Raw genomic sequence first — 25,113 nt, 5'->3', positions numbered from 1 at the left:
TCTAGCTGTGAGCATTCGGGTTAGTCGGACGGTCCATCTCCTTCAGCACCWCCATCGCCTTGCGCAGCGCCGGCAAACGGTTGCGTGGGTCGAAAAGGGCGGCGAGGCTCAGCCCAAGCGAGGCGGGATAGGGATCGATCGGGCGGCGCACCGTGCCCTGCAGCTGAAGCCCTCTTGAATGCGTTGAAGCAAGACCGATCCCGAGCCCCGCGGCAATCAGCGAGAGCTGTCCGTGAAGGCGCGGCACCGCGGCCGCGACATTCAAGGGATGACCGGCCAGCCGGCACTGGTCGCGGATTGCCGCATAGAGCGCCGGCCCCTGTGCCTCGGGAAACAGCACCATCGGCTCGGCCGCGAGTTCTGTAAAGCCAAGCTTTTCCCTGCCCGCAAGCGGATGATCCGAGGGCAGCACGGCATCGAAACGGTCGCGCGAGAGGATTTCCACGGCGAGGCGCGGCCGTTCTTCCACCGGCGGATGACCGAGGCCGAGATCGATCTTTCCCGCGGCGATGAGCTCGACCTGCTCGTTGGTCGTCGCCTCCCGAAGGTCAAAGGCAATTTCCGGCCCGATCTCACGAAGCTGACGGATGGCCGCCGGAAGGAGATGATAGAGCGCGGCCGACACGAATGCCACGCGCAGCCGCCCGCCCGCATTTTCGGCCGCGGCCCTTGCAAGCTGCCGCGCGCGCTCCTCCGCGTTCAGGATGGCAAGCGCCTCTTCTCGAAAGGCTGCACCCGCGCCGGTCAGCTCGACGCGCCGGCTGGTGCGCTCGAAAAGGCGGACGTCCAGCTCTTCCTCAAGCCTGGCGATGGAACGGCTGAGATGCGGTTGCGCAAGCCCTGCCGCCCTGGCGGCCCTGCCGAAATGCAGGGTCTCGGCGAGCGCCAGAAAATTCCTGATCTGCTGGAAATCCATTCATATCACCAATGGCATCGAACAAGACAGGAATGCATAATTGATGCATCGATTGTCGCCGTCTACCTCCTTTCCACCAATCGTGAAGGAGGTTTTCGATGAAACTGAGACTGCTTGTGATCCTGGTTGCCATCGCGCTTGGCGGCGTCCCGCCCGTTTCAGCGCACCACGGCTGGGGTTACTACGACACCGCTCGCCCGATCTATCTTTCCGGCCGCATTGCCTCGGTCTCATGGCGCAATCCGCATCCGGAGATCACGCTGCGGAACGAGACGGCCGCCCTTCCCTCCAACTGGAGCAGCCTGCCGGTGCCGGCGGAGCTCGCGGCGCTCGGTTTCGAGCAGACGCTCGGGCGCACTTCCCCCGCGGAGGCCGGTGTGGAATGGACGCTCGACCTTGCGCCCATCAACCGGCTGGAGGCCTGGGGAATGCCCCGCGAGCCGCAGCCAGGCGACGTCATCACCGCCATCGCGTTTCCCGCCTGCGAGGAAGAAGGCGTGGCGCGACCTGCCCTGATCGTTCTCGACGGCGTCGGCGTGCGCCAGCAATCGGTTGCCCTGCCGGCGGGCTGCAGCGGCCAGCCGCGAGGATGACCGGATGTTCGCCGCGCTCGAAAATCTCGATTTCGTGGTAGCGCTCAGGCGATCCGCCTGGGCTTACCCAATCGTGAGCTGGCTGCATCTCCTCGGCATCGGCCTGCTGTTCGGCTCCATCGCCATAGTCGACCTGCGGCTTCTCGGCCTTTTGAGAGGACTGGACAAGGATGCGGTACGGCGGGCGCTCGTGCCGCTCGCGCTACGCGGGTTCTGCCTTGCCGCGGCAAGCGGCTTCCTGCTCTTTGCGCCGGCGGCCAGGGAATATCTGGCAAGCCCGTTCTTCCGCCTGAAGCTTCTGCTGATCCTGGTTGCCGGCGCCAATGCGGCGCTCTTCCACGCGCTCCATGGAACAGGCATTCGACGTGCGGCTGAAACCGTCGGCGGGCTCGCCTCCCTTGGGCTCTGGCTCTCGATCATCTTCGTGGGAAGGATGCTCGCCTTCGGATGAAGCCGCTTGACAAGCAGCACGATTGAGAGCATCACACCGGCATGATCAAGACGCGCAACATCATTTCCTGCTCGTATTTTTGGGCCTTCCTTTAAAGGGCGGCCGACAGATCATCATTGTCAACAGGCCGCCGTCAGGCGGCTTTGTTGTATGAAACGGCACCTGACGGCGACAAACCGGAAAAGGATGCCGAAAATGACCGAAGACACCGAAGCCACACTTCCCCGCCCGCCGGTGGTGACGATCCGCGCCGCCAAGCCGCGCGACCTGCCGCAGCTCAACGAGATGATCGGGCTTTTGGCCGCTCACCACAACGACAAGGTCGAGATCACCCCGGAAAAGCTGGAACGCGACCTCTTTGGCGAGATGCCGTGGATCACCGCACTCGTCGCCGATACCGGTTTGCAGCTCATCGGCTATGCCATCCTCGTGCCGCTCTACAGAGCCCAGGAAGGCAAGCGCGGCATGGATCTGCATCATCTCTTCGTGCGCGACGGGCATCGCGGCCACGGCACCGGYCAGCACCTCGTCTCCCGCGCCCGCGAAATCGCCAGGAACGCCGGCTGCGACTACCTTTCCGTCAGTGCCGCGACCGGCAATCTCGCCGCCCACCGCTTCTACGAATTCATGGATTTCGTGCCGCGTCCGGTGACCGGCATGCGCTATATGCAGGCATTGGCATGAGGGGCGGGAGCTAATGGCTGTGCGCGTGGTGCCGTCCGGCATTCCCGGCATCGCGCGCAGCGCCGACCGAATGGCCGATGGTGCGGGCCTCCTCGCCCCGGCAGCACGCATCCGGCCGCTCCATTTCCAGGGTCGAATGGCCGATACCGAATTTTTCGCGCGCCAACGCCTTCAACCGTGCCTTGACGTCGTCTGAGCTCGCCTCGAAGCCTTCGGCCAGCACGACATGCGCCTCCATGGCCGTGTACCGCTCGTCGATCGCGAAGACATGGACATGATGAACGCTCGCGACGCCCGGCTCCGCGCCGAGCGCCCGAACGAGGGCCTGGATATCGATGCCGGAAGGCGTGCCGAGCATCAGCATGCGGATCGAGCCGCCGATCTCTGCAAAGGCCTGCCAGAGGATATAGGCCGCGATCAGCAGCGTGACGATCGGATCGATGATCCGCCAGTCATAGAGAATGATGAGCGTTCCGGCGAAGATGACGCCCACGGAACCCAATGCGTCCGCGATATTGTGCAGGAAGGCGGCGCGGATGTTCATGCYTTCCTTCGAAAGCGCGTAGGTCAGGAGGGCGGTCACGAGATCGATGACGAGCGCGACGGCGGCGATGACCACCACGATCCAGCCCTCGATAGGCTCGGGCGTGATGAAGCGCATCACCGCTTCGTAGACGAGATAGAGGCCGATCACGATCAGCGTCGTGTAGTTGATGAGCGCAGCGACGATTTCCGCCCGCACATATCCGAAGGTCATGTCCTCGTCGGACGGACGACGCGCGATCTTGCGGGCGGCAAATGCAATGACCAGCGAGGCCGCATCGCTGAAATTGTGAAGCGCATCGGCAATCAGCGAAAGGCTTCCCGAGACGACGCCACCGACGATCTGGGCGACCGTCAAAAGCATGTTGACCGCGATTGCCCCGATCATCCGCTTGTCGCCACCTTCGGCCGCGGCGTGATGGTGATGCTGGTGGCTATGGCTCATCGTGACGCTTCTCCGCCCATACGGGAGCGAAAACGTAAGGTTGCGGACTTCGTTCCACCAGGCCTGCCGGCCGATCAACGTGACGGAACGGCTTTCAGATAGGCGGCGATGGCTTCCAGATCCTGTTGCGGCAGATGCGCGAGGTTTCGCTGCACGTCGGCCATCGAGCCGCCGACGGAATCATATTCCGGCGTGAAGCCCGTCTGGAAATAGTTCACGAGGTCGCTCTCGCTCCAGGAGCCGACATCCTGGCCACCGGGCGTGATGTTGGGAATGCGCCCCTCGCCTTCCGGATTCGGTCCGCCTGCCAGCCATTGGCCATTAAGGAAACCGCCCATGGCATCGCGAGGCGTATGGCATTCGCCGCAATGGCCCGGCCCCTCGACCAGGAACTGGCCGCGCCTCAGCTTCTCGTCCGTAGAGGCCAGCTCCACGCGGGGCTCATCGTTGAAATAGCGGTATTTCCAGACGCCGAGCGCAAGCCGGATATTGTAGGGAAAACGCAGTTCGTGCGGCAGCGCGACATAGCTGCTCGCGGGCAGCGTCCTCAGATATCCGAAGAGATCGTTGATATCCTGCGGGCTCATGCGGGCATAGGAGCCGTAGGGGAAGGACGGAAAAAGATGCTCGCCGTTCCTGCCGACGCCGCGGGTCATGGCATTGCCGAAATCGGCGAGCGTCCAGCGGCCGATGCCGGCGGTCGGATCGGGTGAGATGTTGGGCACATGGAATGTGCCGAAGCCGGTGGGAAGCGCCCTACCGCCCGACATCACCTTCAGCGCATCGCCCGTTGCATCCGGCGCCGCATGGCAGCCTGCGCAGCCGCCCGCCCAGAAAAGGTTCTCTCCGCGGGCGAGATCCGGCTCTCCGAGGTTCGCCCAATAGCTATCCGGATGGGGATCGGGCCTGGTGAGCGCCCAAGCCGCGGCCGCACCCGCGACGACGATCGCCGCGCCGGCAACGAGGAGCTTGGTCCATCTTGCAGCCATCATTCCTCTCCCGCTTCGCATACATGGCAGCGGCCGCAAACAGGTCGCGGCCGCAATTCCTCAAGCCGGTGGATCAACGCTTCAGGCGGTAGGTCTGGTGGCAATCGCCGCAGCTCGAGCCGAGGCTCTGCATGGCGGCCCCGACGCCGGCCTGATCGGCGGGGAAGGAGGCGAGCGCCGTATCCGCCTTTTCCGCGAGCGCGAGCGCCTTGGAGCGGAAGTCCTCCGTGTTCTGCCAGATGGCCGGAGCTGCGGCCGAATCGACTTCGGAGCCCGCCGGGAACTGATCCGGGAAGGCCTTGAGATTGGTGCTGACGGCGGTAAGCGCCGTGCGTACAGCAGCCTCGTCATAGGGCTTTTCGCCCTTCGCGATGCCGCCGAGCGTCGCCATGGCGCCGCCGACCTGCTTCATGAGCTGTTCGCGCTTTGCCTGCGGGGTTTCCTGCGCAATGGCGACGGCGGCGAAGCCAAGACAGAGTGCGGTCGCCGTGATTGCGGCAGCTTTGAACCTCATGCGGAACTCTCCATGGTTGGTAACCGGCACGAGCCGGCGAGCGATTGTTCGACGCGGGCAAGATGCCGGTTCCGGATCGGAGATAGAAGTAACAAACCGGTGATAAGTGTTGTAAAACAAGGTTGTAAAAGTAAGATTCGGTCAGAATGCGCCGGAAGCGACAAGCCCCTCCCACAGCGTGATCAGCGAGACCACCACCAGCAGGAGCCCTGCCACGCGGCCGAGCCAGACGGTGACGCCGCCGTTGCCGACCAGGAATTCCCGCGCCTTGCCGGCGGCCGCGGCAAGCCCGCCATAAACGGCAAGCTGCGTTGCCGCCGTCATCGCCGCCATGACTGCCGCCTGCGGCGCCAGCGGCCCAAAATCCGGCCGAAGGAATTGCGGATAGACCGCGAGCATGAAGAGGTAGGCCTTGGGATTCATCAAGCAAGTGACGGCGCCGCGCCGGAACRCCTCCCAATTGGAGCGGGCATCGGCCGTTTCGACCCCTTCCACGACGATGGCGCTCTTCATCAAGCTCACGCCGATCCAGGCCATATAGGCTGCGCCCATGATGAGCAGCGGCGTGAAAAGTCTCGGCATGAGGCTCGCCAGCAGACCAACGCCAAGCGCGCCGTACAACGAATGGACGAGCCCGCCCGCCATGATGCCCCCGGTCGCGGCCAGGCCGGCAGTTCGTCCGCGTGTGAGCGAATTCGCGAGCACGAAGATCATGTCCATGCCCGGCACGACGATGATGCCGAAGAGCAGGATGAAGAAGAGCCAGAGGTTTTCCGCATAGGTCATGTCAGTTAGCCTTGGGTGCCGCGGCGCCCTCCGGAAATGGGCGCCTTGTTTTTCAATCGGATATGCGGCGATATAGACGTGACCAACTGACAGCGTATTGTCAGGAGCCTTGGCCATCGCGGAGAAGAAACATGCGCAAGGCTTCCCGGCTGTTCGAGATCATCCAGATCCTCCGGCTTGCCCGCAGACCGGTGACGGGCGCCGAAATCGCCGGCCAGCTCGAGGTGACGGTGCGCTCCATCTATCGCGATATCGCAGCGCTTCAGGCCATGCGGGTGCCGATCGAGGGCGAGCGCGGCATCGGCTACATTCTCCGGCCGGGCTTCACGCTGCCGCCGCTGATGCTGTCGATCGAGGAAACGGAAGCGATCGTGCTTTCGCTGGCGCTGCTTGAGCGCACCGGCGATACCGGGCTGAAGCAGGCGGCAAAGCAGGTGAACCGCAAGATCGCCGCGGCCGTGCCGGAGCCGCTCGCGCGCATCTTTTCCGACAACGCCCTGCATGCCTGGGGCACGGCGGCGCCGGCACCGGAGGCCATCGATCTTGCCCTGGTGCGCCGGTCGATCCGCGACGAGCAGAAGCTTGCCCTCGATTATCGCGACGAGCTGGGACGCGCGACGGAAAGGACGATCCGGCCGATCGCGCTCATCTATTATTCGGCAACCGCCAATATCGTCGCGTGGTGCGAACTCAGGCAGGCGATCCGCAATTTCCGGGCGGATCGCGTGGAGCATTGCGAACCGGTGGAGGAGTTCTTCAGCGGTGAAGGCGAGAAGCTGAGGCAGCTCTGGGTGGAAGGATGGCAGACAGGATCCGGGGCTGCGGGCTAGTGTGCCACCCCCCTTTTCAGGCCGTGGCGCTATCTCTCAACAGCCAAGTCCTCGGGCGGATTCAAGCGGACGAGAGGGCCCGAACGAAAGCACCCGGCGTCTTGCGACGCCGGGTGCTGCGAAAGGCAAATAGCCCAGATTACTTCGTGGCCGCTTCGTAGCGCTCCAGGACGTAATCCCAGTTGATGAGGTTATCCACGAAGGCTTCGAGGTACTTCGGGCGGGCATTGCGGTAGTCGATGTAATAGGAGTGCTCCCACACGTCGACGCCGAGGATCGGTTCCGCGCCATGCACTAGCGGGTTTTCGCCGTTCGGGGTCTTGGAGATGGCAAGCTTGCCGTCCTTGACGGAGAGCCAGGCCCAGCCGGAACCGAACTGCGTGGCGCCGGCGGCGAGGAAATCGGCCTTGAACTTGTCATAGCCGCCGAGATCGGAGGTGATCGCGCTCTCCAGCTTGCCCGGCAGCTTGTTGCCGCYGCCGCCCTTCTTCATCCACTTCCAGAAATGGATGTGGTTGTAGTGCTGGGCAGCATTGTTGAAGAGGCCCTGATTGGTGCCGAAGGACTTCTTCACGACTTCCTCGACCGAAAGATCGGCCATGCCGGCCTCGGCCGCGAGCTTGTTGCCGTTATCGACATAGGCCTTGTGGTGCTTGTCGTGGTGAAATTCCAGCGTTTCCTTCGACATATAGGGCGAAAGCGCTTCGTAATCGTAGGGAAGTTCAGGAAGTTCAAAGGCCATTGTCTTACTCCTTTTCGGCAAACACCTAGGAACGGCTCGTGCGGGAACGGGCTCGTGGCGGAACATAGGTGCGGACATGGCCGGAGGCAACGGCAATCTTGCCAAAAATCGGCCTGTCGGCGTCAAAGACTTGCTGGATTTCCGGTGTTGTTGGAACCTCTGATTTAAATGATTCGCGAGGCCTCCCATGAAGACCGCTCTGCCGCTCTCCCTTCTCATCCTGGTTTCCGCGCAGACCGCCAACGCATCTTCTGGCGAGGCCTGGGCCGAGTTCGAAAAGACGGTGGAGGAGAAATGCCTCGCCGCTGCAAGCGGCATGATCGAGAACCCGGAAGCGGTGGTCGATCCCTTCGGCAGCGAGCGCTTCGGGCTTGCGATCGTCACCGGCAAGGCGGTGGGCGCCGACGCCCGCATCAGCCATATCTGCGTCATGGACAAGCAGACGCAAGCGGTCGAACTCGGCAGCGAACTCGGTGAAGACCGGGTCGTGGTGGAGTTGCCGGACTGATCTAGGCCCGCGCCGGACATCCTCCGGCGCGGAACCTTTTCTTCCGATCACGAATTACTTCCGGCTGGAACCCAGGTTGAACCACGATCTAGCCAGGAGAACGGCCCCGATGCTCGACTTCGTGACCACGGACTTCCTGATTTTCGTGCTGATCGGCTTTTTCGCGCAGATCGTCGATGGCGCGCTCGGCCTCGCCTTCGGCGTACTTTCCACGACAAGCCTGCTGACGATCGGGGTGCCGCCTGCCGTCGCGAGCGCCATGACTCATGTGACGGAATGCTTCACCACAGCGGCATCGGGCATTTCGCATGCCTATCACCGCAATGTCGACTGGCGGCTCGTGGCACGGCTGGCACCGGCGGGCATGATCGGCGGCGCCATCGGCGCCTACCTGCTTTCCAACATCGACGGCGAAGCGATCGAGCCCTTCGTTTCGGCCTATCTCATCGCCGTCGGGCTCTTCATCCTCTACAAAGCGTTCCGGCCGCAATGGCCGCGCGACGTGCGCGACTGGATCGTGCCCTATGTAGGCGCCGGCGGCGGCCTGCTCGACGCGATGGGCGGCGGAGGATGGGGACCGATCGTGACTAGCACGCTGCTCGGTCGCGGCCACGATGCCAAGAAGGTGATCGGCTCCACCAATCTGACCGAGTTCGGCGTGACATTCGTCATTTCGCTCACCTTCATCCTGGCGCTCGGCTGGTCGGAGCTTTCCTCGGCGATCGGCCTCATCATCGGCGGCGTGCTGGCAGCGCCCTTCGGAGCGCTCATCGTCAAGCGCGTGCCGGTGAAACCCTTGATGATCGCCGTTTCCCTCATCATCATCGGCACCGCGGCCGTGAGGCTCGCCTGAGGAGATACCGCCATGAAATCGGACCGGGACACGCTGAAGCGTCCGCTGAACCCCATGCCTCCGGAGATTGCCGGGCGACTAAGAGCGGAAGGGCTCGAGGCGACCTACGACGCCCGCCCCGCCTACCAGCGCAACGATTATCTCGGCTGGATCGCGCAGGCGAAACGGGAGCAAACCCGGGAAAAACGCATTCGCCAGATGCTGGACGAACTCAAAGCCGGCAATGCCTATATGAAGATGAAGTACAGTGGCCCAACGGGCAGAGAGTGAGGAAGACGACTATCGTCAGCCAATCCGTTGTGGCAGGATATTCGTATGAGTAATGACATCGACATTCCGGAAGACCTCAGCCGCCGCATCGATGTGCTCGTGGCACGATCCAACCTTACTCGGGGCCAGATCATCGAGGACGCGCTATCGCACGGGCGTTCGCTGGCTTGGCAAGAGCGATGGATAGCAGGTGTTCAGGCTGGGGTAGAGGCTGCCGACAACGGTGACTTCGCCAATGACGAAGAAATCGCCACAGTGCTGAACAAATTCGTGCAAGGCTGATTCCAGTGCGGATCGTCTGGACCAGGCGCTATCTGCAAGAGCTTGCCCATATCGGCGACTATATTGGCGAACGCAATCCGCGCGCCGCAGGCAAGATCGTCAACGAGATTCATTCAAAAACCCAAGGCTTCTTTCCGCCAATCCTTTCCTGGGGCGTCACGGCGAGATCAAAGGCACACGAGAACTCGTTCTCCCTGGTACGCCATACATCGTCGCCTATCGCGTGACAGACACGCAGGTCGAAGTCCTCTTCGTCCAGCATGGCGCTCGCGAATGGCCGGACGAAGTTTAGAGTGCGAAGAGGACGACGCTCCATAGCGCCGCCCTCCTCTCAAACTTAGGCGTTCCGGGTCGAGCGCGCCCAATCCATATAAAGCTCCAGCGCCTTGCGGGCGACCGGGCCTTCTTGGAACTCGCGGTCGTCCAGCCGGTTGACGGCGACGATCTTGGAATAGTTTCCGGACGTGAAGACCTCGTCGGCCTCCATGAAATCCTGCACCGTCAAGGTCGCCTCGCGCACGTCGAAGCCTGCCTGGCGCAGAAGACCCATCGTCCGGGCACGTGTGATGCCGGCGAGGAAGGTGCCGTTGGCGAACGGCGTAAAGACCACCCCGTCCTTGACCATGAAGACGTTAGAAGAGGCGGTCTCGGCCACGTTGCCGTTCATGTCGCGTGCGAGCGCGTTGTCGAAACCGCGCGAGCGGGCCTCGGTGATCATGCGGCCGCTGTTCGGATAGAGGCTGCCGGTCTTGGCGCCGGTCATCGCCACTTCCGGCGAGGGGCGGCGGAAGGGCGAAACAGTCAGCGAACCGGCCTTCGCCGAATTCATCGGCGCCTCGAACAGGCAAAGCGCGAACCGGGTGGATTCCGGGTCGGCGGCCACGACGCTGTAGGAGGTGCCGTGCTCGGCCCAATACATCGGCTTGATGTAGATGGCCGTCTTGCCGTCGAACTTCTTCACGCCTTCCCAGGCGAGAGCCTCGATGTCTTCGGCCGGAACGACCGGCTTCAGGCCCATGTTGATCGCCGAGCGGTTGATGCGCTGGCAGTGCAGGTCGAGATCCGGGGCGATCCCATCGAACCAGCGGGCGCCGTCGAACACCGTCGAGCCGAGCCACATGGCGTGCGAGGTGGGGCCGATCAGCGGCGGATTGCCCGAGTGCCACTCGCCATCCACGAAGGTCCAGGTGGCGCTGCGGGGCTTGGTATCGACGGGCATGAGGGTCTCCTTCATTCTTAAAATTTCGCGGCGAGTGAAGGCCCGGCCCTGCGCGCAGGTCAAGCGATAATTGAAGATGGATCATCACAAAAATTGATAAATCCGACCATGGAGCACTGATGCAAGGAGTGGCATGTTCCACGCCATCGCAATGTCACGGAGTCGCACAATGGCCTGGTCTGCGGAGCAATACGTGAAATTCGAGGACGAGCGGACGCGRCCGGCGCGCGATCTCTTGGCACGGGTGCCGCTCGGTTCGGCAAGCCGCGCCTATGATCTCGGCTGCGGGCCAGCCAATTCCACCGAACTGCTCGCCGAGCGTTTCGGCGCGGCCAGTGTCATCGGCCTCGACAGCGACGACAACATGCTGGCCGCGGCAGCCGAGCGGCTACCCGAAGGCCGTTTCATCAAGGCCGATCTCGCCACATGGACGCCGGAGGAACCGGCGGATCTGCTCTATGCGAACGCGGTGTTCCAATGGGTGCCGGATCACCTTTCGGTGCTGGCCAGACTGATGGACCATCTGCGGCCTGACGGCGTGCTTGCCGTGCAGATGCCGGACAACCTTTCCGAACCCAGCCATACGCTGATGGAGGAAACGGGAGCGGCCGGACCCTGGGCACCGGCTTTCGAAGGCGGCAGGATAAAGCGCAAACCCCTGCCTGCGCCATCCACCTATTACGACCGGCTGATGCCCAAGGCGGCACGCATCGATCTCTGGCACACCGTCTATTATCATCCGCTCGCCGATGCGGCGGCGATCGTCGAATGGATCAAGGCCACCGGGCTCAGGCCCTATCTTGATGCCGCCGGCCCGGAACATGCGCAGGCCTTCACGGCGGATTACGCCGCCCGCATCGCGCGTGCCTATCCGCCGATGGCGGACGGGCGGGTATTGCTACGCTTTCCCCGCCTCTTCATCATCGCCGTGAAAGCCTGAACCAACAACAATTGCGAACGGTCGCTAACGGGCATCCGCGCCGGCTTCGGCGCTGCTGGTGAGCTCGCCATTGGCCGGCTCGTCCTTCGGTGACCGCAGGACGAGGATGCTGAGGACGAGAGCGACCAGCAACACGAAAATCCCCGGCATGATAAATCGCATCATGGCTCCTCCATTGCGCGGGGAGAGYAACCCGCCTGCAACGAAAAGGTTCCATGCCACTCGCCCCTCAACCGCGCATGGAAGCCGCCGGCAGAACCCGACCGAGGAAATCGCGCATCAGCGGAACGACCTCTTCCAGATGGGTTTCCAAGAGCCAATGGCCGCCGGTCTCGAAGAGATGAAGCTCGGCCTCCGGCAGGTCGCGAAGGTAGGCGCGGGCGGATATCTCCGGCATATAGCCGTCGCGCGGCCCCCAGACGATGAGCGCCGGCGGCCGGTGTTCCCGAAGATAGGACTGATAACGCGGGAACCACGCGACGTTCTCCCGCAAGCCGGAGATGACGTCGATCGCAATCTGCCGGCGTTTCTCGTCCATCAGCGACCAGTGGAGCTGCCAGAGATCGGGAGATATTTGCTCGGCGACATCGACATCCACCTCGTTCAAAAACTCTTCCCTGAACCCTTCCTCGCTCACGGCGGCGGCAATCTTCTCGCGTCCTTCCGGCGTCGGATTGCGCCAATATTTCTTGAGACCTTCATATTTCGGCCCCAGCGCGTCCTCGWAGATATCCCCGTTCTGGATAATGACGGCTGCGATACGTTCAGGATGCCGGATTGCCAGCCTCAGCCCGATCTGCGAGCCGAAATCGTGCAGGTAGATGGCGAAACGGTTCGCTCCGAGCTTTCGGGTAAAAGCATCGAGGAATTCGGCATAGCCGTCGAAATCATAAGGAAAACCGTCCGGCGCATCGCTATACCCACAGCCCGGGAAATCCGGCGCCAGAAGCCGCCAGCGATCGGCAAGCGCCGGCATCAATTCCCGGAACTCATAGGAAGAACAGGGATAGCCGTGCAGCAGAAGCAGCACGGGAGCATCCTCCGCTCCCGCTTCACGGTAGAATATGTTCATGCCGTCGAGATCGAGCCATTTATGGCGAACCCGTTTCTCCTCGAGATGCGCGGCCGTCGCTTGCATGAGCTTTCTCCGTGGGCGTTGAGAATAAGCCCTCAAAACCGCGAAGGTGYCTGAATCGATCCAAGAAGAAAATAACTGATTGCAAAACAGGATCAGTTAATCAATACTGATTTCAAAACGAAACTGGTTTGGAGGTTTGCCATGCGCCCGATGCTCTACGCCCACCCGTTCTCTTCCTATTGCCAGAAAGCGCTCATTGCCTTCTACGAGAACGATATCGCTTTCGAATACCGCATGCTGAGCCCGGAGGATCCCTCGGCCTACGAGGAGCTTTGCGCGATCTGGCCGGTCAAGCGCTTTCCGATCCTGAAGGATAAAGGCAGGAATGTCTTTGAGGCGTCCATCATCATCGAGTACCTGCAGCAGCATTATCCGGGGCCGGTGCGGCTGATCCCCGACGATCCCGATCTGGCGCTGGAAGTCAGGATGCTCGACCGCTTCTTCGACAACTATATTGCCAGCCCTCAGCAAAGGATCGTCTTCAATGCGATCCGCCCCGAGGACAAGCGGGATCCTTATGGAGATGAGGACGCGCGAGAGATGCTGGAGGCCGCCTATGGCTGGCTGGACCAGCGCATGGGAGCCCGAGAATGGGCGGCGGGGGACGGCTTCAGCCTCGCCGATTGCGCCGCCGCGCCCTTCCTCTTCTATGCCGATTGGACGCATGAAATCGACAGCCGGTTCGCCAATGTGCGGGCCTATCGTAACCGGCTGCTCGCCCGTCCCTCGTTTGCGCGGGCGGTCGACGAAGCACGGCCCTACCGGCCGCTCTTTCCGCTCGGCGCGCCCGACCGGGACTAGGCTCAGAAACTGCTGTCGGTCGCCACCGCATGGCCGTTCATCGCGGCCCATATCATCCGCACTTCCCGGCGCAGGACCGCGCTGGGACGCACGCCGCCGCTCGAATAGTTGCGGTATTTTTCACGGTAGGCTTCGATGAAGACCGCCACCGCCTCGATGACATCATTGTGCTGATCAATCTTGCGGCGCAGCTCCTCCCTTTCCGAATGGAGGGTTTCCAAATTCTGGATCAGCAGCCGCAAATCTTCCATCGGTATCGTGAGATGCGGCAGGTCGGCGGTTGCGGCATTCACGTCGGCCCGAATGCGGGCGAGGACGTCATTAAATCGTTCGGACATGATCAGATTCTCCATGCCCATGAATTTGTGGAAGAAATTGTCCAAACCATGGCATGATTGCGGCAGGTTTGCCACGTTCGCCATCAGAGCCGCTCCGCCAGGAACTCGATGAAGGCGCGGATGCGCACGGCGAGATGCTCGTGACCGGCATAGACGGCGTGCATCTCCTCCATGTCGCCCGGATTATAATCCTCCAGCACAGGGACAAGGCGCCCTGCCTCAAGGTCCGGCTCCACATGGAAACGCCCGACACGGCCGATCCCGAGCCCGGCAAGGCAGAACTGGCGAATGATCGAGCCGCTGCTTGCCTTCAGGCTTCCCGCTACCGGGCGGACCTCCGCCCTGCCCGTCACCGGATCACGAAAAGGCCATCCTTCGACGGCTCTTCTAAAATTGAAGTTGATGCAATTGTGATGGATGAGTTCGTCCGGCGTCTTCGGCGTGCCGTGCCTTTTCAGGTATTCCGGCGAGGCCATGATCACCTGGCTGCTTTCGGCCAGCTTTTTCGCCATCAGGGACGAATCGCGCATGGGCCCGTGGCGGATGGCGATATCCACCCGCTCGCCGATCACGTCTACGATATCGTCGGTCAGCGTGACGTCGAGCTGGACATCCGGAAAGAGCGCCAGGAATTCACCCGTCAGCGGCAGGATGTAGCGCTCCCCGAAGCCGACCGAGGCGTTGACGGAGAGCGGCCCGCGCGGAAGCATGCGCCCTCCGCCCGAAACCACCGCCTCCGTATCGGCGATCTCGGCGAGGATGCRCTGGGCGCGCGCCAGATAGGTCTCCCCCTCCGGCGTCAGCTGCAGCGTGCGGGTGGAGCGTACGACAAGGCGCGTGCCCAGCCGGTTCTCGAGCCGGGTGACGAGCTTGCTCACCGCCGAGGGCGAGAGCTTGAGTTTCCGCCCTGCGGCCGAAAAACTCCTGAGCTCCGCCGCGAGCGTGAAGACTTCCATTTCACCGACGCGATTGTCCATCGTTCTTACCTCTACAGGCTGCTCTTCAGTTGCTTTCTACGGAATGCCCCTCATCCGGCTGCCGCCACCTTCTCCCCGTTATGACAGGGAGAAGGGATATGACGCACCGTTCTGCCACGACCCTGTCGCAGAGCACGTCCCCTCTCCCCGCGTGCGGGGAGAGGGTTAGGGTGAGGGGCAAACCTGCATCAGCTGTGACTTCACTTCACAAATGATTATCCGCTTGTGCCGCTACACAGGCAAGTGCCGCGCGACGATATTGCGGTTGCAAAGAAGGCCCCTCTCATCCGGTCCTTCGGACCACCTTCTCCCCCTTAGGGAGAAGGTAAGATGCCGCAGCCCTTCCGTTCCTTCCTCTCCCCTCGGGGAGAGGGTCGCCGAGCGAAGCGGAGGCGGGGTGAGGGGGAATTCAGATGCAACCCTGCCCTCCTCCCAAGGATTAGGAACACAACCATGCCACTCGCTCTCTATGCCCTGACGGCCGGGGCCTTCGGGATCGGCGTCACCGAATTCGTCATCATGGGCCTGCTCATCGACGTCAGCAACGACCTCGGCGTCTCGATCCCGGCAGCCGGCCTCCTGATCTCCGGCTATGCGCTGGGCGTCGTCGTCGGCGCACCGCTTCTCGGTGCGATCACCGGCAAATGGTCGCGCAAGACCCTGCTGATGAGCCTGATGGTGGTCTTCACCATCGRCAACCTCGCCTGTGCGCTGGCGCCCGACTACTGGACGCTGATGGCAGCGCGCGTGCTCACCGCCTTCGCGCACGCCTCCTTCTTCGGCGTCGGCTCCGTCGTCGCAACCAGCCTCGTCGCGCCCAACAAGAAGGCTTCGGCCATCGCCATCATGTTCACCGGGCTTACCGTCGCCAATATTCTCGGCGTGCCGTTCGGCACCTGGCTCGGCCAGGCATTCGGCTGGCGCTCGACCTTCTGGGCCGTCACCGCAATCGGCGTCATCGCGCTTGCTGTGATCGCTCTCCTGGTTCCCAAGGACAATGCCGCCGAGCAGCAGGAAGAAAGCTCGCAGGGCGTGCTTGCCGTGCTCGGGCGCCGCTCCGTGCTGCTCGGCCTCTTGACCACCGTGCTCTCCTGGGTGGGCGTGTTCGCCGGCTTCACCTATATCGCGCCGATCCTGACCGAGATCACCGGGTTCTCTGAATCCGCCGTCTCGCCCATCCTGCTGGTCTTCGGCGGCGGGCTCGTGGTCGGCAACCTGCTCGGCGGACGTCTGGCGGACCGCAAGCTGGTGCCCACCGTCATCGGCAGTCTGATCGCCCTTTCGGTCGCCCTGCTCGTACTGACCTTCGCCATCCACCAGCAGGTCGCCGCGGTGATTGCGATCGGCCTCTTCGGGGCAGCCGCCTTCGCCACCGTCTCGCCGCTGCAGATGTGGGTACTGGAAAAGGCGGAAGGTGCCGGCCAGGGACTGGCCTCCTCCTTCAACATCGCCGCCTTCAATCTCGGCAACGCTATCGGCGCATGGCTCGGCGGCGTCATCATCGACAGCGGGCTTGGCCTCGGCTCGGTTACGCTCGTCGCCGGCCTGGTGCCGATCGCCGCCCTTGCGGTGGCGCTGATCGCGATCCGGCTGGATGGCTCACGCCCTGCCCTGCAGGCAAGCCCGGCGGAATGATGCACCAGGAATAATGAGATGGGGCGGGGCTCGCCCGCCCTTTCCGCTTACACAAACCCTCCCATGGAGCCCGTTATGGAATACAGATCTCTTGGAGCATCCGGCCTGAAAGTGCCGGTCTTAAGCTTCGGCGCCGGCACGTTCGGCGGCTCCGGCCCGCTCTTCGGCAATTGGGGCACGACCGATGTCGAGGAGGCCCGCCGCCTGGTCGACATCTGCCTCGAAGCCGGCGTCAACCTGTTCGACACGGCGGACGTCTATTCGAACGGCGCTTCGGAAGAGGTGCTCGGCCAGGCGATCAAGGGCCGGCGCGATGCGGTGCTCATCTCCACCAAGGCGAGCCTGCCGATGGGCGAAGGGCCGAACGACTGGGGTTCCTCCCGCTCGCGGCTGATCCGCTCGGTCGAGGATGCCTTGAGGCGGCTCGGAACCGGCCATATCGACATCTTCCAGCTTCACGCCTTCGATGCCTCCACGCCCGTCGAGGAAGTCGTCTCGACGCTCGACCGGCTCGTGGCCGACGGCAAGCTTCGCTATATCGGTGTCTCGAACTTCTCCGGCTGGCAGATCATGAAATCGCTCGCCGCCGCCGAGAAGCACGGCTGGACGCGCTATGTCGCGAACCAGGTCTATTATTCGCTGGTCGGCCGCGATTACGAATGGGACCTGATGCCGCTCGGCAAGGACCAGGGCCTCGGCGCGCTCGTCTGGAGCCCGCTCGGCTGGGGGCGGCTCACCGGCAAGATCAGCCGGGAAAAGCCGATCCCGGCGGGCAGCCGTCTGCACGAAACCGCGAGCTTCGGTCCGCCGGTGGAGGACGAACTGCTTTATCGGGTGGTCGATGCCCTGGAAGAGGTCGCCGCAGAGACCGGCAAGACGGTGCCGCAGGTGGCGATCAACTGGCTTCTCCAGCGGCCGACCGTATCCTCCGTCATCATCGGCGCCCGCAACGAGGAACAGCTTCGGCAGAACCTCGGCGCCGTCGGCTGGGCGCTGAGCAAGGGACAGATCGAAAAGCTCGATACGGCAAGCRCGGTCACCGCGCCCTATCCGCATTTCCCCTATCGGCGGCAGGAGGGCTTTGCACGCCTCGACCCGCCACTTGCCGGCTGACCGGCACACGACATGACGGTTGATCCGTCATGGAATCGGCCCATGTAGAAAGGGCCCCTTTCCTCCGCCCTCTCCGGGCGGACATTCTTTAGCCAAGGAGACTATCATGCACGTCGTCAGCGCCAATGGCGCCAATATCCCCGCTCTCGGCTTCGGCACCTTCCGCATGCCGGGCCCTGACGTCCTGCGCGTCCTGCCCAAGGCGCTCGAACTCGGCTTCCGCCATGTGGATACCGCGCAGATCTACGGCAACGAGGCGGAAGTGGGCGAAGTGATCGCCAAGTCGGGCATCCCACGTGCCGACATCTTTCTCACCACCAAGGTCTKGGTCGACAAATACCGCCACAAGGACTTCATCGCCTCCGTCGATGAGAGCCTGAAGAAGCTTCAGACCGACCACGTGGACCTGCTCCTTCTCCACTGGCCAAAGAGCGAAGTGCCGCTGGCCGAGCGCATCGGCGCGCTGAACGAGGTGAGACAAGCCGGCAAGGTGCGCCATATCGGCGTCTCCAACTTCAACACCGCCCTGATGGCGGAAGCCGTGAAACTTTCCGACGCGCCGATTGCCAACAATCAGATCGAATACCATCCCTATCTCGACCAATCCAAGGTCATCGCCGCGGCGCGCAAGGACRGCATCTCCATTACCGCCTATTATCTGATGGCGGACGGCAAGGTGCCGCAGGACGAAGTGCTGAAGGAGATCGGCTCGCGGCACGGCAAGACGGCGGCCCAGGTAGCGCTGCGCTGGGCTGTGCAGCAGAAGGACGTTATCGCCCTTTCCAAGACGGCCACGGAAAGCCGGCTTCCGGAGAATTTCGACATCTTCGATTTCTCGCTGACGGAAAAGGAGATGCAGGCGATCCACGAACTCGCCCGTCCCGACGGCCGCATCGTCAACCCCGGCCATCTGGCGCCGGAATGGGACAACTAATGACCACCCTCCCCTTGAGGGGGAGGGTCGAACCGAAGGTTCGGGGTGGGGGTGACCATTTATCCAACAAACGGTCACCCCCACCCGCCGCTCTGCGGCGACCTCCCCCCTCAAGGGGGAAGGTGAGAGCCAGCCGCAGCCGTCCTGATCCCTTGGGGCGCTTTGCCCTCCGCCGCCGATGGGTAGTTTCCCACCCATCCTCGGCGCCCGGTTGGGCAGAATGCGGAACATTCGCAGGTGCGGAATCGCATCCGGCGCGCAATCTGGCCCCTTACTGCGGTTGCCTCCCGCAAACACACCGGAATAGCCTCCTCGTGGTGGAGAAGGAGGAGTTTTCCATGAAGCATCTATTGGCCTCGGTGGCTTTCGCCGCCGTCATGTCCCTGTCTGCGGCATTGCCGGCCCTTGGGCAGGAAAAGAAGGATTGCCCGGAAGAGCTTCCGGAGGGGACCGAATGCTTTGCGGGCGCCGATCAGAACGGCGCCTTCTACTGGATCGCCAAGCCCCGGAACTGGAACGGCATCCTCGTCGTGCACTCGCATGGCGGACCGCGCACCGCCAAACCCGAACCGGATGATCCCGTCGAAGATCTGGAACGGTTCGCCGTCACCGTCGAGGAGGGCTATGCCTGGGCCGGCTCCAATTATCGCCGGGAAGGCTATGGAGTGCGAATGGCGGCGGAAGACACCGAAAATGTCCGCAAGATTGCCGAAAAGCTGCTCGGCGAACCAAGGCTGACCCTGCTGCACGGCCAATCCTGGGGTGCCAATGTCGCCGCCAAGGCGGCCGAACTCTATGCGCTCGATGCCGACGGCAAAAGGAATTACGACGGCGTGGTGCTGACGAGCGGCGTGCTCGGCGGCGGCACCGGCTCCTATGGCTTCCGGGCCGATCTTCGCGCCGTCTACCAGTATTACTGCAAGAACCATCCGCGGCCGGAGGAAGTGCAATATCCCGTATGGCGGGGCTTGCCGAAGGGCGAGAAGATGGCGCGTGCCGAGCTTGAAAAGCGTGTTGACGAATGCACCGGCCTTTCCCTCGACAAGGACAAGCGCTCGCCGGAACAGGCGAAAAACCTCGCCCACATCCTCGCCGTCACCAAGGTGCCGGAGGGCAGTCTCGTGGGGCATCTCGCCTGGGCGACCAATCTCTTCCAGGACATCGTATGGCGGCGACTTGACGGCAAGAATCCGTTCGACAATTCGAACACCGTCTATTCCGGCTCGGATGACGATGCGGCCCTCAACAAGGGTGTGGAGCGGTTCAGCGCCGATGCGGAAGCGCGGCGGCTGCTCGCCTATGACGCGGACCTGACGGGCGCGATCGTCGCCCCGACGATTTCCATGCATGCCAGGAATGATCCGACCGCTTTCGTGGAGCTGGAGGCCCAATATCGCGAGACGGTGGCGAAGGCCGGGAATGCCGATCTGCTCGTCCAGACCTTCACCGACGAAAACCAGCACAGCAAGCTTTCGACGCCGCAATATACAGCAGTCTTCGCCGCCATGGTGGACTGGATCGACAAGGGTGAGAAACCAAGCTCCGCATCGATCGCCGAGGCGTGCCAGGCCGCAAGCGCCCGTTACGGCAACGAGCCCTGCCGGTTCATCATGGACTACGAACCGGAGGCGTCGGGGCAGTAGTTACAATCACCCCGCCCCGAACTTTGGTCCTCAGGGGCGAGCCCCGTGTCTCGCCCCTTCCATCGTGACTACAGCCAGCCCTTTCTCTTGAAATAGAGATAGGGCAGGATCATCGAAACGATCATCATGGCAATCGCCATCGGATAGCCGTACTGCCATCTCAGCTCCGGCATGACATCGAAGTTCATGCCATAAACCGAGGCGACCAGGGTTGGCGGCAGGAAGACCACGGCGGCAACCGAGAAGATCTTAATGATCTGGTTCTGCTCGAGATTGATCAGCCCCAGCGTGGCATCCAGCAGGAAATTGATCTTGCTCGACAGGAAGGCCGAGTGATCGCCGAGCGAGGTCGCATCCCGCTGCAGAAGCTTCAGGCGCTGGCGGAGCTCCTTGGCCAGCTTGCGGTCAACACCRTCCAGCGCGCTGTAATAGGCCACGACGCGCGAGACGCTGACCAGGCTTTCGCGAACGACCGTCAGGAACTCACCCGCCTGACCGATCTCCCGGATCAGTTCCTGAAGGTCCCGCGTCTTCTTGTTGACCTTGGCAGCCTTGGCGCTGAAGACCTCCTGGGAAATCTGGTCGATATCGTTGCCGAGCCGCTCGAGCGTATCGGCCATGCGGTCGATCACCGCTTCGATCAGCCCGGCCATGATGAGTTCGCCATTGCCGCAATGGAGGCTGGCGCCGTTGCCGCGACGGGCGCGTGCAAGGAAGGCGTCGAACGGCCGCGGCTCCGAATAGCGCACGGTGACCAGCGTCTGGCCCTTTATGATAAAGGTGACGGGCACCTTGCGCGGCGCCTCGGCATCCGGCCGGGTCAGGACCGTCATCGTCATGAACTCGGCGCCATCCTCCTGGTAGAGCCGGGCGGAAAGCTCGATGTCCTCCATCTCGTCCATGGTCGGCACGGTGATGCCGAGGCGCTCGCCGACGGTGCGCTCTTCCTCCTGGGTGGGATTGATGAGGTCGTACCAGACGACGGGCGGCTGTGCCTGGGCATTCAGGTCGAGCGCGACCGCGGCTCCGGCAGTTGCGGGCGCCATGGCGACGGCGGGCGTATCGGAAACGACCGGCACAAGGCGGTCGAGGTCATAGGCATGGATACGCAGCATGACAGCTCCTTTCTCGGACCATCGGTCCTTCAGGAGCGCGTATCCTCAAAAAAGGATCAGAGCCCCGAAAGGACGGGTCGGTATGTTGACGTCGAACTTCGACTGTCGAGGTTCATCTCTCTTTTCCTTTGAAACAGCGACGCCCGGACGGGCGGCGCTGAGCGAACGGATGCGCCCAAAGCGCAAGGAAGTCAAATACTTTTTGCACCGCACAGGCGGCGCGGCATCACACGAATTGGGAAAGGCCCGGAACGGAAGAAACCACGGTGTCCACGACCTCATCGCCGGCATGTTCGCGGGCAACGGCAATGGTTTCCTTGGCAAGCGAAGTGATCTCGCCCATGCCGAGGCCCTGGCTCATCAGCTGCTGGCCGAGGCCCATCACGCCGCCGCCGCCGATCGCCGACATCAGACCGCCGAGCAGGCCGCCGCCGTTCGAGCCTTCGCCRTTGAACTGGGCGACCAGTTCCGTCGCGCCTGGGATCGCTTCGATCATCCTGGCGACCGCGCCGTCATCGGCCTCGCGCTGCAGGAAACCGAGCATCATGCCGACCGCCTTTTCGGCGACATCGGGAGCGATGCCGACATTTTCAGCAACGCGGGTAACCAGCTCGTTCATAAAGATTCTCCTCGAAATCTGACGTTGACGTCAAAGTAATACACACTGTCCGGCCACCAAGCCAGTGGGGAGACGTAAATATAGGCGCAAATCCGCGCCCGTCGAATCTGTGAGCGGCATATCGGTGACTGGCGTATCGCCGGCCACGATTCCTAAAGCGCATCGATCCAGGCGGTGATCGCCGCGTTTGCGTCCTCCCGGCGGTCCTRCATGATCCAGTGGCCTGCATTGGACCATGGATCGACTTTCGATTTCGGGTGCGAGAACCATGGCCGCATGCGGTTTGCCTGGGCGGGATCGCGGCACAGGTGATAGACGGGCACCGTCAGCCGCCGGCAGAATTTTGCACTCGCCTCTCCGACGCCGACCTGGTCCGCTCCGAAGAAAAGCGGACCGAAGGATTCCCGCACGACGTGGTTCGGCATGCCCTGGACGCGCCTCGCGTGCCAGCGCTTGAATGCCGGATCGGTCTTGACATCATAGACGAGCTGGAACAGAGCCGGGACCACGATGCCCGGATCGCCGGTGTAAAGATCACGGACGGTCTTGTCGAACAGCTGCACTGCGTCATTGCCGAAACCGAGCGCCCCATCGACGGACACGACGGCACTGACCAGATCCGGTCGCTTGGCTGCCAGGCGGGCGGCGATCTGGCCGCCCATCGAGTGCCCGACGATGACGAACTTCTCGCCCGGATATCTGGTCGAGATGAGGGTTTCGATATCCGCGACGTAATCGGCAGGCGTATAGGCGCCCGATGGCATGACCTCCGATTTTCCATGCCCCCGCAGATCGGGCGCGACGACCCGGTACCTGCTTTCGAACAATGGAAACTGCCCGATCCAATCATTGGAATCGCAGGTCCAGCCGTGCAGGAGCATCACGTTCCTGCCGGTGCCGGCCTCGGTATAGAAGAGCTTCGCCGCCGGTGCCGCAGGCGCTGCTGCCACAGGCGCGCCCTTGAAAGCTGTGGTCGCAACGGCTGTGGCGCCGGCGAATTTCAGCAGGCTTCGCCGGGAGAATCTCGTTTCCATTTTATCCTCTGTCATTTGCAAAGCTTCGTGTTCGGTTGCCTCGCAGGGGCGTGGCCGGTTGTCGGCAATCCTGATCTCCTGCGCGTTGCAGAATAGATATCCATCGTATATCTAGGATCAAGAATGCACTTTTGAGTGCCTAGATATACGGAAGGATACCGGGATGACGGGCCAGGTTGATGCGGTGTTCTTTGCGGACTGCGCCGCGCGCTCTTTCTTCGATCAGGTCGCCAACAAATGGTCGGTGATGATCCTCACCGTCCTCACCGAGAAGCCGACGCGCTTCAACGAATTCAGGCGGAGGCTGGAAGGCGTGACGCACAAGGCGCTGACGCAGGCCCTGYGGCGTCTGGAGCGCAACGGGCTGATCGACCGGAAAGTATTTCCCACTTCGCCGGTCGCGGTCGAATACTCGATCACGGAACTCGGGCGCACCCTGCAAGCCCCGCTCGGAGCGGCCTATGACTGGGCGATCGACCATCTGCACGAGATCGAGCGGGCGCAGGAGGCCTATGACAATAGAAAGCCTGCCCGGTGAACCGCACAGTGGAAGGAGTAACCAACCGTTGCACTTGCCGTTGCCGCTTTTCCCGACGCACCCTATAACTAACCTCCTATATGATGGCGGCACGCGGCCAGGGAGCGCATAGTTGCATGGACGAAACGGGTAAACTCTTCATCGGCGGCAGCCGCAATCCGGACGATTCGCTCAACAAAGCAGAATATCTGGATTTGAAGTTCGGCAACCGGCACGGCCTCATTACCGGCGCCACCGGCACAGGCAAGACCGTGACGCTGCAGATCCTGGCGGAAGGCTTCTCAAAGGCAGGCGTGCCCGTCTTCGCCGCAGACATCAAGGGCGATCTCTCCGGCGTTGCCGCCAAGGGCGAGCCCAAGGATTTCCTTGCCAAGCGCGCCGAGCAGATCGGCTTTGCCGATTACGATTTCGAACAGTTTCCGGTGATCTTCTGGGATCTCTTCGGCGAGAAGGGCCACCGGGTGCGCACCACGATCGCGGAGATGGGCCCTCTCCTGCTCTCGCGGCTCATGGATGCCTCCGAGCCCCAGGAAGGCGTCATCAACATCGCCTTCAAGATCGCCGACCAGGCGGGAATGCCGCTTCTCGACTTCAAGGACTTCACCTCCCTCCTCAACTACATGGCGGAAAACGCAAGCGCGCTTTCCGGCCAGTTCGGACAGATTTCCAAGGCTTCCGTCGCCTCCATCCAGCGGTCGCTTCTGGTGCTGGAACAGCAGGGTGCCACCCATTTCTTCGGCGAGCCGGCGCTGAAGATCACCGACATCATGYGCACCCATACCAACGGTTACGGGCAGATCTCGGTGCTTGCCGCCGACAAGCTGATGATGAACCCGCGGCTCTACGCCACCTTCCTGCTCTGGCTGCTCTCGGAACTCTTCGAGGAACTGCCGGAAGTCGGCGATCCGGAAAAGCCGAAGCTGGTCTTCTTCTTCGACGAGGCGCATCTGCTTTTCAACGATGCGCCGAAGGTGCTCACCGAGCGCGTCGAGCAGGTCGTACGCCTCATCCGCTCCAAGGGGGTGGGCGTCTATTTCGTGACGCAGAACCCGCTCGACGTTCCGGAAACGGTGCTGGCACAGCTCGGCAACCGGATACAGCATGCGTTGCGCGCCTATACGCCGCGCGAGCAGAAAGCRGTGAAGACGGCAGCCGATACCTTCCGACCCAACCCCGCCTTCGATTGCGCCACGGCGATCACCAATCTCGGCACCGGCGAGGCGCTGGTCTCGACGCTCGAAGGCAAGGGCGCACCCTCCATGGTGGAGCGTACCCTCATCCGGCCGCCTTCGAGCCGCATCGGGCCGCTTACCGATCAGGAACGCCAGGCGGTGATGGACAAGAGCCCCGTGCTCGGCCTCTATGACGAGGACGTAGACCGCGAATCCGCCTTCGAAATGCTGGCCGCCCGCGCCAAGCAGGCAGCGGATGCGGCAGCCGCCAAGGAGGCGGAGGAAGCCCAGACCGCATCGACGGGTTCCGGCTGGTCGCTGCCGGGCTTCGGCGGCGGCGATGCCCCCCCGGCCCGTGGCCGCGCCCGCGCCGGCTCGCAGCGCCAGACCGTGGTGGAAGCGGCGATGAAGTCCGTCGCCCGCACGGTCGCCACCCAGGTCGGCCGGGCGATCGTGCGCGGCATTCTCGGCAGCTTCAAGCGGTAGGTCCC

30 protein-coding genes and 1 pseudogene are annotated in these 25,113 nt (G+C 62.8%); 17 read left to right on the top strand and 14 right to left on the bottom strand.

Annotation, left to right across the window (positions count from 1 at the left end; genetic code table 11):
* Position 1: 1 nt before the first annotated feature.
* Positions 2 to 916 (bottom strand): LysR family transcriptional regulator, encoded by a 915-nt coding sequence (locus LCM4573_RS26295; RefSeq protein WP_071009531.1) that lies wholly within the window; start codon positions 914 to 916, stop codon positions 2 to 4.
* 98 nt (positions 917 to 1,014) lie between these two features.
* Here LCM4573_RS26295 and LCM4573_RS26290 point away from each other — a divergent pair, with 98 nt between their 5' ends.
* From LCM4573_RS26290 to LCM4573_RS26280, 3 genes are all read left to right on the top strand, one after another.
* The gene (locus LCM4573_RS26290; RefSeq protein WP_071009530.1) at positions 1,015 to 1,509 is read left to right on the top strand and encodes a DUF6152 family protein; all 495 of its coding nucleotides are present in this window, start codon (positions 1,015 to 1,017) and stop codon (positions 1,507 to 1,509) included.
* A 4-nt stretch (positions 1,510 to 1,513) separates the two neighbouring features.
* Positions 1,514 to 1,960: a hypothetical protein gene (locus LCM4573_RS26285; RefSeq protein ID WP_071009529.1), complete on the top strand. Its 447-nt coding sequence runs from the start codon at positions 1,514 to 1,516 to the stop codon at positions 1,958 to 1,960.
* Positions 1,961 to 2,155: 195 nt separating this feature from the next.
* Positions 2,156 to 2,644 carry a GNAT family N-acetyltransferase gene (locus LCM4573_RS26280; RefSeq protein WP_071009604.1) on the top strand — a complete coding sequence of 163 codons (489 nt, stop codon included), beginning with the start codon at positions 2,156 to 2,158 and terminating at the stop codon, positions 2,642 to 2,644.
* 10 nt (positions 2,645 to 2,654) lie between these two features.
* Here the strand turns inward: LCM4573_RS26280 and LCM4573_RS26275 are convergent, their stop codons facing one another.
* The 4 genes from LCM4573_RS26275 to LCM4573_RS26260 form a co-directional block, all read right to left on the bottom strand.
* The gene (locus LCM4573_RS26275; RefSeq protein WP_071009528.1) at positions 2,655 to 3,632 is read right to left on the bottom strand and encodes a cation diffusion facilitator family transporter; all 978 of its coding nucleotides are present in this window, start codon (positions 3,630 to 3,632) and stop codon (positions 2,655 to 2,657) included.
* A gap of 74 nt (positions 3,633 to 3,706) precedes the next feature.
* Positions 3,707 to 4,621: a cytochrome c gene (locus LCM4573_RS26270; RefSeq protein ID WP_071009527.1), complete on the bottom strand. Its 915-nt coding sequence runs from the start codon at positions 4,619 to 4,621 to the stop codon at positions 3,707 to 3,709.
* Positions 4,622 to 4,694: 73 nt separating this feature from the next.
* Complete coding sequence (locus LCM4573_RS26265; RefSeq protein ID WP_071009526.1) at positions 4,695 to 5,135, bottom strand: cytochrome c; 441 nt, start codon at positions 5,133 to 5,135, stop codon at positions 4,695 to 4,697.
* Between the two features lie 141 nt (positions 5,136 to 5,276).
* Positions 5,277 to 5,921, bottom strand: coding sequence for a LysE family translocator (locus tag LCM4573_RS26260; RefSeq protein WP_071009525.1), 645 nt, complete (start codon positions 5,919 to 5,921; stop codon positions 5,277 to 5,279).
* Between the two features lie 131 nt (positions 5,922 to 6,052).
* Here LCM4573_RS26260 and LCM4573_RS26255 point away from each other — a divergent pair, with 131 nt between their 5' ends.
* Positions 6,053 to 6,751 carry a YafY family protein gene (locus tag LCM4573_RS26255; RefSeq protein WP_071009524.1) on the top strand — a complete coding sequence of 233 codons (699 nt, stop codon included), beginning with the start codon at positions 6,053 to 6,055 and terminating at the stop codon, positions 6,749 to 6,751.
* A 139-nt stretch (positions 6,752 to 6,890) separates the two neighbouring features.
* Here the strand turns inward: LCM4573_RS26255 and LCM4573_RS26250 are convergent, their stop codons facing one another.
* Positions 6,891 to 7,493, bottom strand: coding sequence for a superoxide dismutase (locus LCM4573_RS26250; RefSeq protein ID WP_071009523.1), 603 nt, complete (start codon positions 7,491 to 7,493; stop codon positions 6,891 to 6,893).
* Positions 7,494 to 7,680: 187 nt separating this feature from the next.
* Between LCM4573_RS26250 and LCM4573_RS26245 the strand changes: the two genes are divergently transcribed.
* The 5 genes and pseudogenes from LCM4573_RS26245 to LCM4573_RS27600 all read left to right on the top strand — a co-directional run bounded on the left by LCM4573_RS26245 (position 7,681) and on the right by LCM4573_RS27600 (position 9,698).
* Positions 7,681 to 8,001, top strand: a complete 321-nt coding sequence (locus LCM4573_RS26245; protein ID WP_071009522.1) for a hypothetical protein — start codon at positions 7,681 to 7,683, stop codon at positions 7,999 to 8,001.
* 109 nt (positions 8,002 to 8,110) lie between these two features.
* Entirely contained in the window at positions 8,111 to 8,854 is a 744-nt protein-coding gene (locus LCM4573_RS26240; RefSeq protein ID WP_407071768.1) for a sulfite exporter TauE/SafE family protein, read from the top strand.
* 12 nt (positions 8,855 to 8,866) lie between these two features.
* Entirely contained in the window at positions 8,867 to 9,124 is a 258-nt protein-coding gene (locus LCM4573_RS26235; RefSeq protein WP_071009521.1) for a YdeI/OmpD-associated family protein, read from the top strand.
* 45 nt (positions 9,125 to 9,169) lie between these two features.
* A complete protein-coding gene (locus LCM4573_RS26230; protein ID WP_071009602.1) occupies positions 9,170 to 9,406 on the top strand; it encodes a ribbon-helix-helix protein, CopG family in 237 nt (78 codons plus the stop codon).
* 5 nt (positions 9,407 to 9,411) lie between these two features.
* Positions 9,412 to 9,698 (top strand): annotated as a pseudogene (locus tag LCM4573_RS27600) (type II toxin-antitoxin system RelE/ParE family toxin).
* A 45-nt stretch (positions 9,699 to 9,743) separates the two neighbouring features.
* On the opposite strand, the gene LCM4573_RS26220 reads toward LCM4573_RS27600, so the two are convergent.
* Complete coding sequence (locus LCM4573_RS26220) at positions 9,744 to 10,625, bottom strand: branched-chain amino acid aminotransferase (RefSeq protein ID WP_071009601.1); 882 nt, start codon at positions 10,623 to 10,625, stop codon at positions 9,744 to 9,746.
* Positions 10,626 to 10,794: 169 nt separating this feature from the next.
* Between LCM4573_RS26220 and tam the strand changes: the two genes are divergently transcribed.
* Positions 10,795 to 11,565, top strand: coding sequence for a trans-aconitate 2-methyltransferase (gene tam / locus LCM4573_RS26215; protein ID WP_071009519.1), 771 nt, complete (start codon positions 10,795 to 10,797; stop codon positions 11,563 to 11,565).
* A gap of 24 nt (positions 11,566 to 11,589) precedes the next feature.
* Here tam and LCM4573_RS28175 read toward each other — a convergent pair whose 3' ends face one another.
* Both LCM4573_RS28175 and LCM4573_RS26210 read right to left on the bottom strand, forming a co-directional pair.
* The gene (locus LCM4573_RS28175) at positions 11,590 to 11,730 is read right to left on the bottom strand and encodes a hypothetical protein (protein WP_157895540.1); all 141 of its coding nucleotides are present in this window, start codon (positions 11,728 to 11,730) and stop codon (positions 11,590 to 11,592) included.
* A 64-nt stretch (positions 11,731 to 11,794) separates the two neighbouring features.
* Positions 11,795 to 12,703, bottom strand: coding sequence for an alpha/beta fold hydrolase (locus LCM4573_RS26210; protein ID WP_071009518.1), 909 nt, complete (start codon positions 12,701 to 12,703; stop codon positions 11,795 to 11,797).
* Between the two features lie 141 nt (positions 12,704 to 12,844).
* Between LCM4573_RS26210 and LCM4573_RS26205 the strand changes: the two genes are divergently transcribed.
* A complete protein-coding gene (locus tag LCM4573_RS26205; protein ID WP_071009517.1) occupies positions 12,845 to 13,504 on the top strand; it encodes a glutathione S-transferase family protein in 660 nt (219 codons plus the stop codon).
* 2 nt (positions 13,505 to 13,506) lie between these two features.
* On the opposite strand, the gene LCM4573_RS26200 is transcribed toward LCM4573_RS26205, so the two are convergent.
* Both LCM4573_RS26200 and LCM4573_RS26195 read right to left on the bottom strand, forming a co-directional pair.
* Entirely contained in the window at positions 13,507 to 13,917 is a 411-nt protein-coding gene (locus LCM4573_RS26200) for a hypothetical protein (RefSeq protein WP_157895539.1), read from the bottom strand.
* Between the two features lie 8 nt (positions 13,918 to 13,925).
* A complete protein-coding gene (locus LCM4573_RS26195; protein WP_071009515.1) occupies positions 13,926 to 14,819 on the bottom strand; it encodes a LysR family transcriptional regulator in 894 nt (297 codons plus the stop codon).
* Between the two features lie 453 nt (positions 14,820 to 15,272).
* On the opposite strand from LCM4573_RS26195, the gene LCM4573_RS26190 reads away from it, so the two are divergent.
* The 4 genes from LCM4573_RS26190 (at position 15,273) to LCM4573_RS26175 (ending at position 20,144) form a co-directional block, all read left to right on the top strand.
* A complete protein-coding gene (locus LCM4573_RS26190; protein ID WP_071009514.1) occupies positions 15,273 to 16,454 on the top strand; it encodes an MFS transporter in 1,182 nt (393 codons plus the stop codon).
* A gap of 75 nt (positions 16,455 to 16,529) precedes the next feature.
* Positions 16,530 to 17,567: an aldo/keto reductase gene (locus LCM4573_RS26185; RefSeq protein ID WP_071009513.1), complete on the top strand. Its 1,038-nt coding sequence runs from the start codon at positions 16,530 to 16,532 to the stop codon at positions 17,565 to 17,567.
* Positions 17,568 to 17,673: 106 nt separating this feature from the next.
* Positions 17,674 to 18,501, top strand: a complete 828-nt coding sequence (locus tag LCM4573_RS26180; RefSeq protein ID WP_071009512.1) for an aldo/keto reductase — start codon at positions 17,674 to 17,676, stop codon at positions 18,499 to 18,501.
* Positions 18,502 to 18,839: 338 nt separating this feature from the next.
* Positions 18,840 to 20,144, top strand: a complete 1,305-nt coding sequence (locus tag LCM4573_RS26175; protein ID WP_071009511.1) for a hypothetical protein — start codon at positions 18,840 to 18,842, stop codon at positions 20,142 to 20,144.
* Positions 20,145 to 20,212: 68 nt separating this feature from the next.
* On the opposite strand, the gene corA is transcribed toward LCM4573_RS26175, so the two are convergent.
* The 3 genes from corA to LCM4573_RS26160 form a co-directional block, all read right to left on the bottom strand.
* Positions 20,213 to 21,190 (bottom strand): magnesium/cobalt transporter CorA, encoded by a 978-nt coding sequence (gene corA, locus LCM4573_RS26170; protein WP_071009600.1) that lies wholly within the window; start codon positions 21,188 to 21,190, stop codon positions 20,213 to 20,215.
* A gap of 295 nt (positions 21,191 to 21,485) precedes the next feature.
* Positions 21,486 to 21,878 carry a hypothetical protein gene (locus LCM4573_RS26165; protein ID WP_071009510.1) on the bottom strand — a complete coding sequence of 131 codons (393 nt, stop codon included), beginning with the start codon at positions 21,876 to 21,878 and terminating at the stop codon, positions 21,486 to 21,488.
* A gap of 152 nt (positions 21,879 to 22,030) precedes the next feature.
* The gene (locus LCM4573_RS26160) at positions 22,031 to 22,912 is read right to left on the bottom strand and encodes an alpha/beta fold hydrolase (protein WP_071009509.1); all 882 of its coding nucleotides are present in this window, start codon (positions 22,910 to 22,912) and stop codon (positions 22,031 to 22,033) included.
* Positions 22,913 to 23,075: 163 nt separating this feature from the next.
* On the opposite strand from LCM4573_RS26160, the gene LCM4573_RS26155 reads away from it, so the two are divergent.
* Both LCM4573_RS26155 and LCM4573_RS26150 read left to right on the top strand, forming a co-directional pair.
* Positions 23,076 to 23,450 (top strand): helix-turn-helix domain-containing protein, encoded by a 375-nt coding sequence (locus tag LCM4573_RS26155; RefSeq protein WP_071009508.1) that lies wholly within the window; start codon positions 23,076 to 23,078, stop codon positions 23,448 to 23,450.
* 116 nt (positions 23,451 to 23,566) lie between these two features.
* Complete coding sequence (locus tag LCM4573_RS26150) at positions 23,567 to 25,108, top strand: helicase HerA-like C-terminal domain-containing protein (protein ID WP_071009507.1); 1,542 nt, start codon at positions 23,567 to 23,569, stop codon at positions 25,106 to 25,108.
* Positions 25,109 to 25,113 lie beyond the last annotated feature (5 nt).

The organism is Rhizobium sp. LCM 4573, assembly GCF_001854865.1.
In the GTDB taxonomy this organism is placed as follows: Bacteria; Pseudomonadota; Alphaproteobacteria; order Rhizobiales; family Rhizobiaceae; genus Neorhizobium.
This window is presented reverse-complemented; position numbering and strand designations above follow the sequence as displayed.

Bases quoted from the DNA above. Each gene is read 5' to 3' on its own strand.
- LCM4573_RS26290 (WP_071009530.1), top strand. From the start codon at position 1,015: ATGAAACTGAGACTGCTTGTGATCCTGGTTGCCATCGCGCTTGGCGGC.
- LCM4573_RS26285 (WP_071009529.1), top strand. From the start codon at position 1,514: ATGTTCGCCGCGCTCGAAAATCTCGATTTCGTGGTAGCGCTCAGGCGA.
- LCM4573_RS26270 (WP_071009527.1), bottom strand. From the start codon at position 4,621: ATGGCTGCAAGATGGACCAAGCTCCTCGTTGCCGGCGCGGCGATCGTC.
- LCM4573_RS26265 (WP_071009526.1), bottom strand. From the start codon at position 5,135: ATGAGGTTCAAAGCTGCCGCAATCACGGCGACCGCACTCTGTCTTGGC.
- LCM4573_RS26255 (WP_071009524.1), top strand. From the start codon at position 6,053: ATGCGCAAGGCTTCCCGGCTGTTCGAGATCATCCAGATCCTCCGGCTT.
- LCM4573_RS26245 (WP_071009522.1), top strand. From the start codon at position 7,681: ATGAAGACCGCTCTGCCGCTCTCCCTTCTCATCCTGGTTTCCGCGCAG.
- LCM4573_RS26240 (WP_407071768.1), top strand. From the start codon at position 8,111: ATGCTCGACTTCGTGACCACGGACTTCCTGATTTTCGTGCTGATCGGC.
- LCM4573_RS26235 (WP_071009521.1), top strand. From the start codon at position 8,867: ATGAAATCGGACCGGGACACGCTGAAGCGTCCGCTGAACCCCATGCCT.
- LCM4573_RS26230 (WP_071009602.1), top strand. From the start codon at position 9,170: ATGAGTAATGACATCGACATTCCGGAAGACCTCAGCCGCCGCATCGAT.
- LCM4573_RS26220 (WP_071009601.1), bottom strand. From the start codon at position 10,625: ATGCCCGTCGATACCAAGCCCCGCAGCGCCACCTGGACCTTCGTGGAT.
- LCM4573_RS28175 (WP_157895540.1), bottom strand. From the start codon at position 11,730: ATGATGCGATTTATCATGCCGGGGATTTTCGTGTTGCTGGTCGCTCTC.
- LCM4573_RS26205 (WP_071009517.1), top strand. From the start codon at position 12,845: ATGCGCCCGATGCTCTACGCCCACCCGTTCTCTTCCTATTGCCAGAAA.
- LCM4573_RS26175 (WP_071009511.1), top strand. From the start codon at position 18,840: ATGAAGCATCTATTGGCCTCGGTGGCTTTCGCCGCCGTCATGTCCCTG.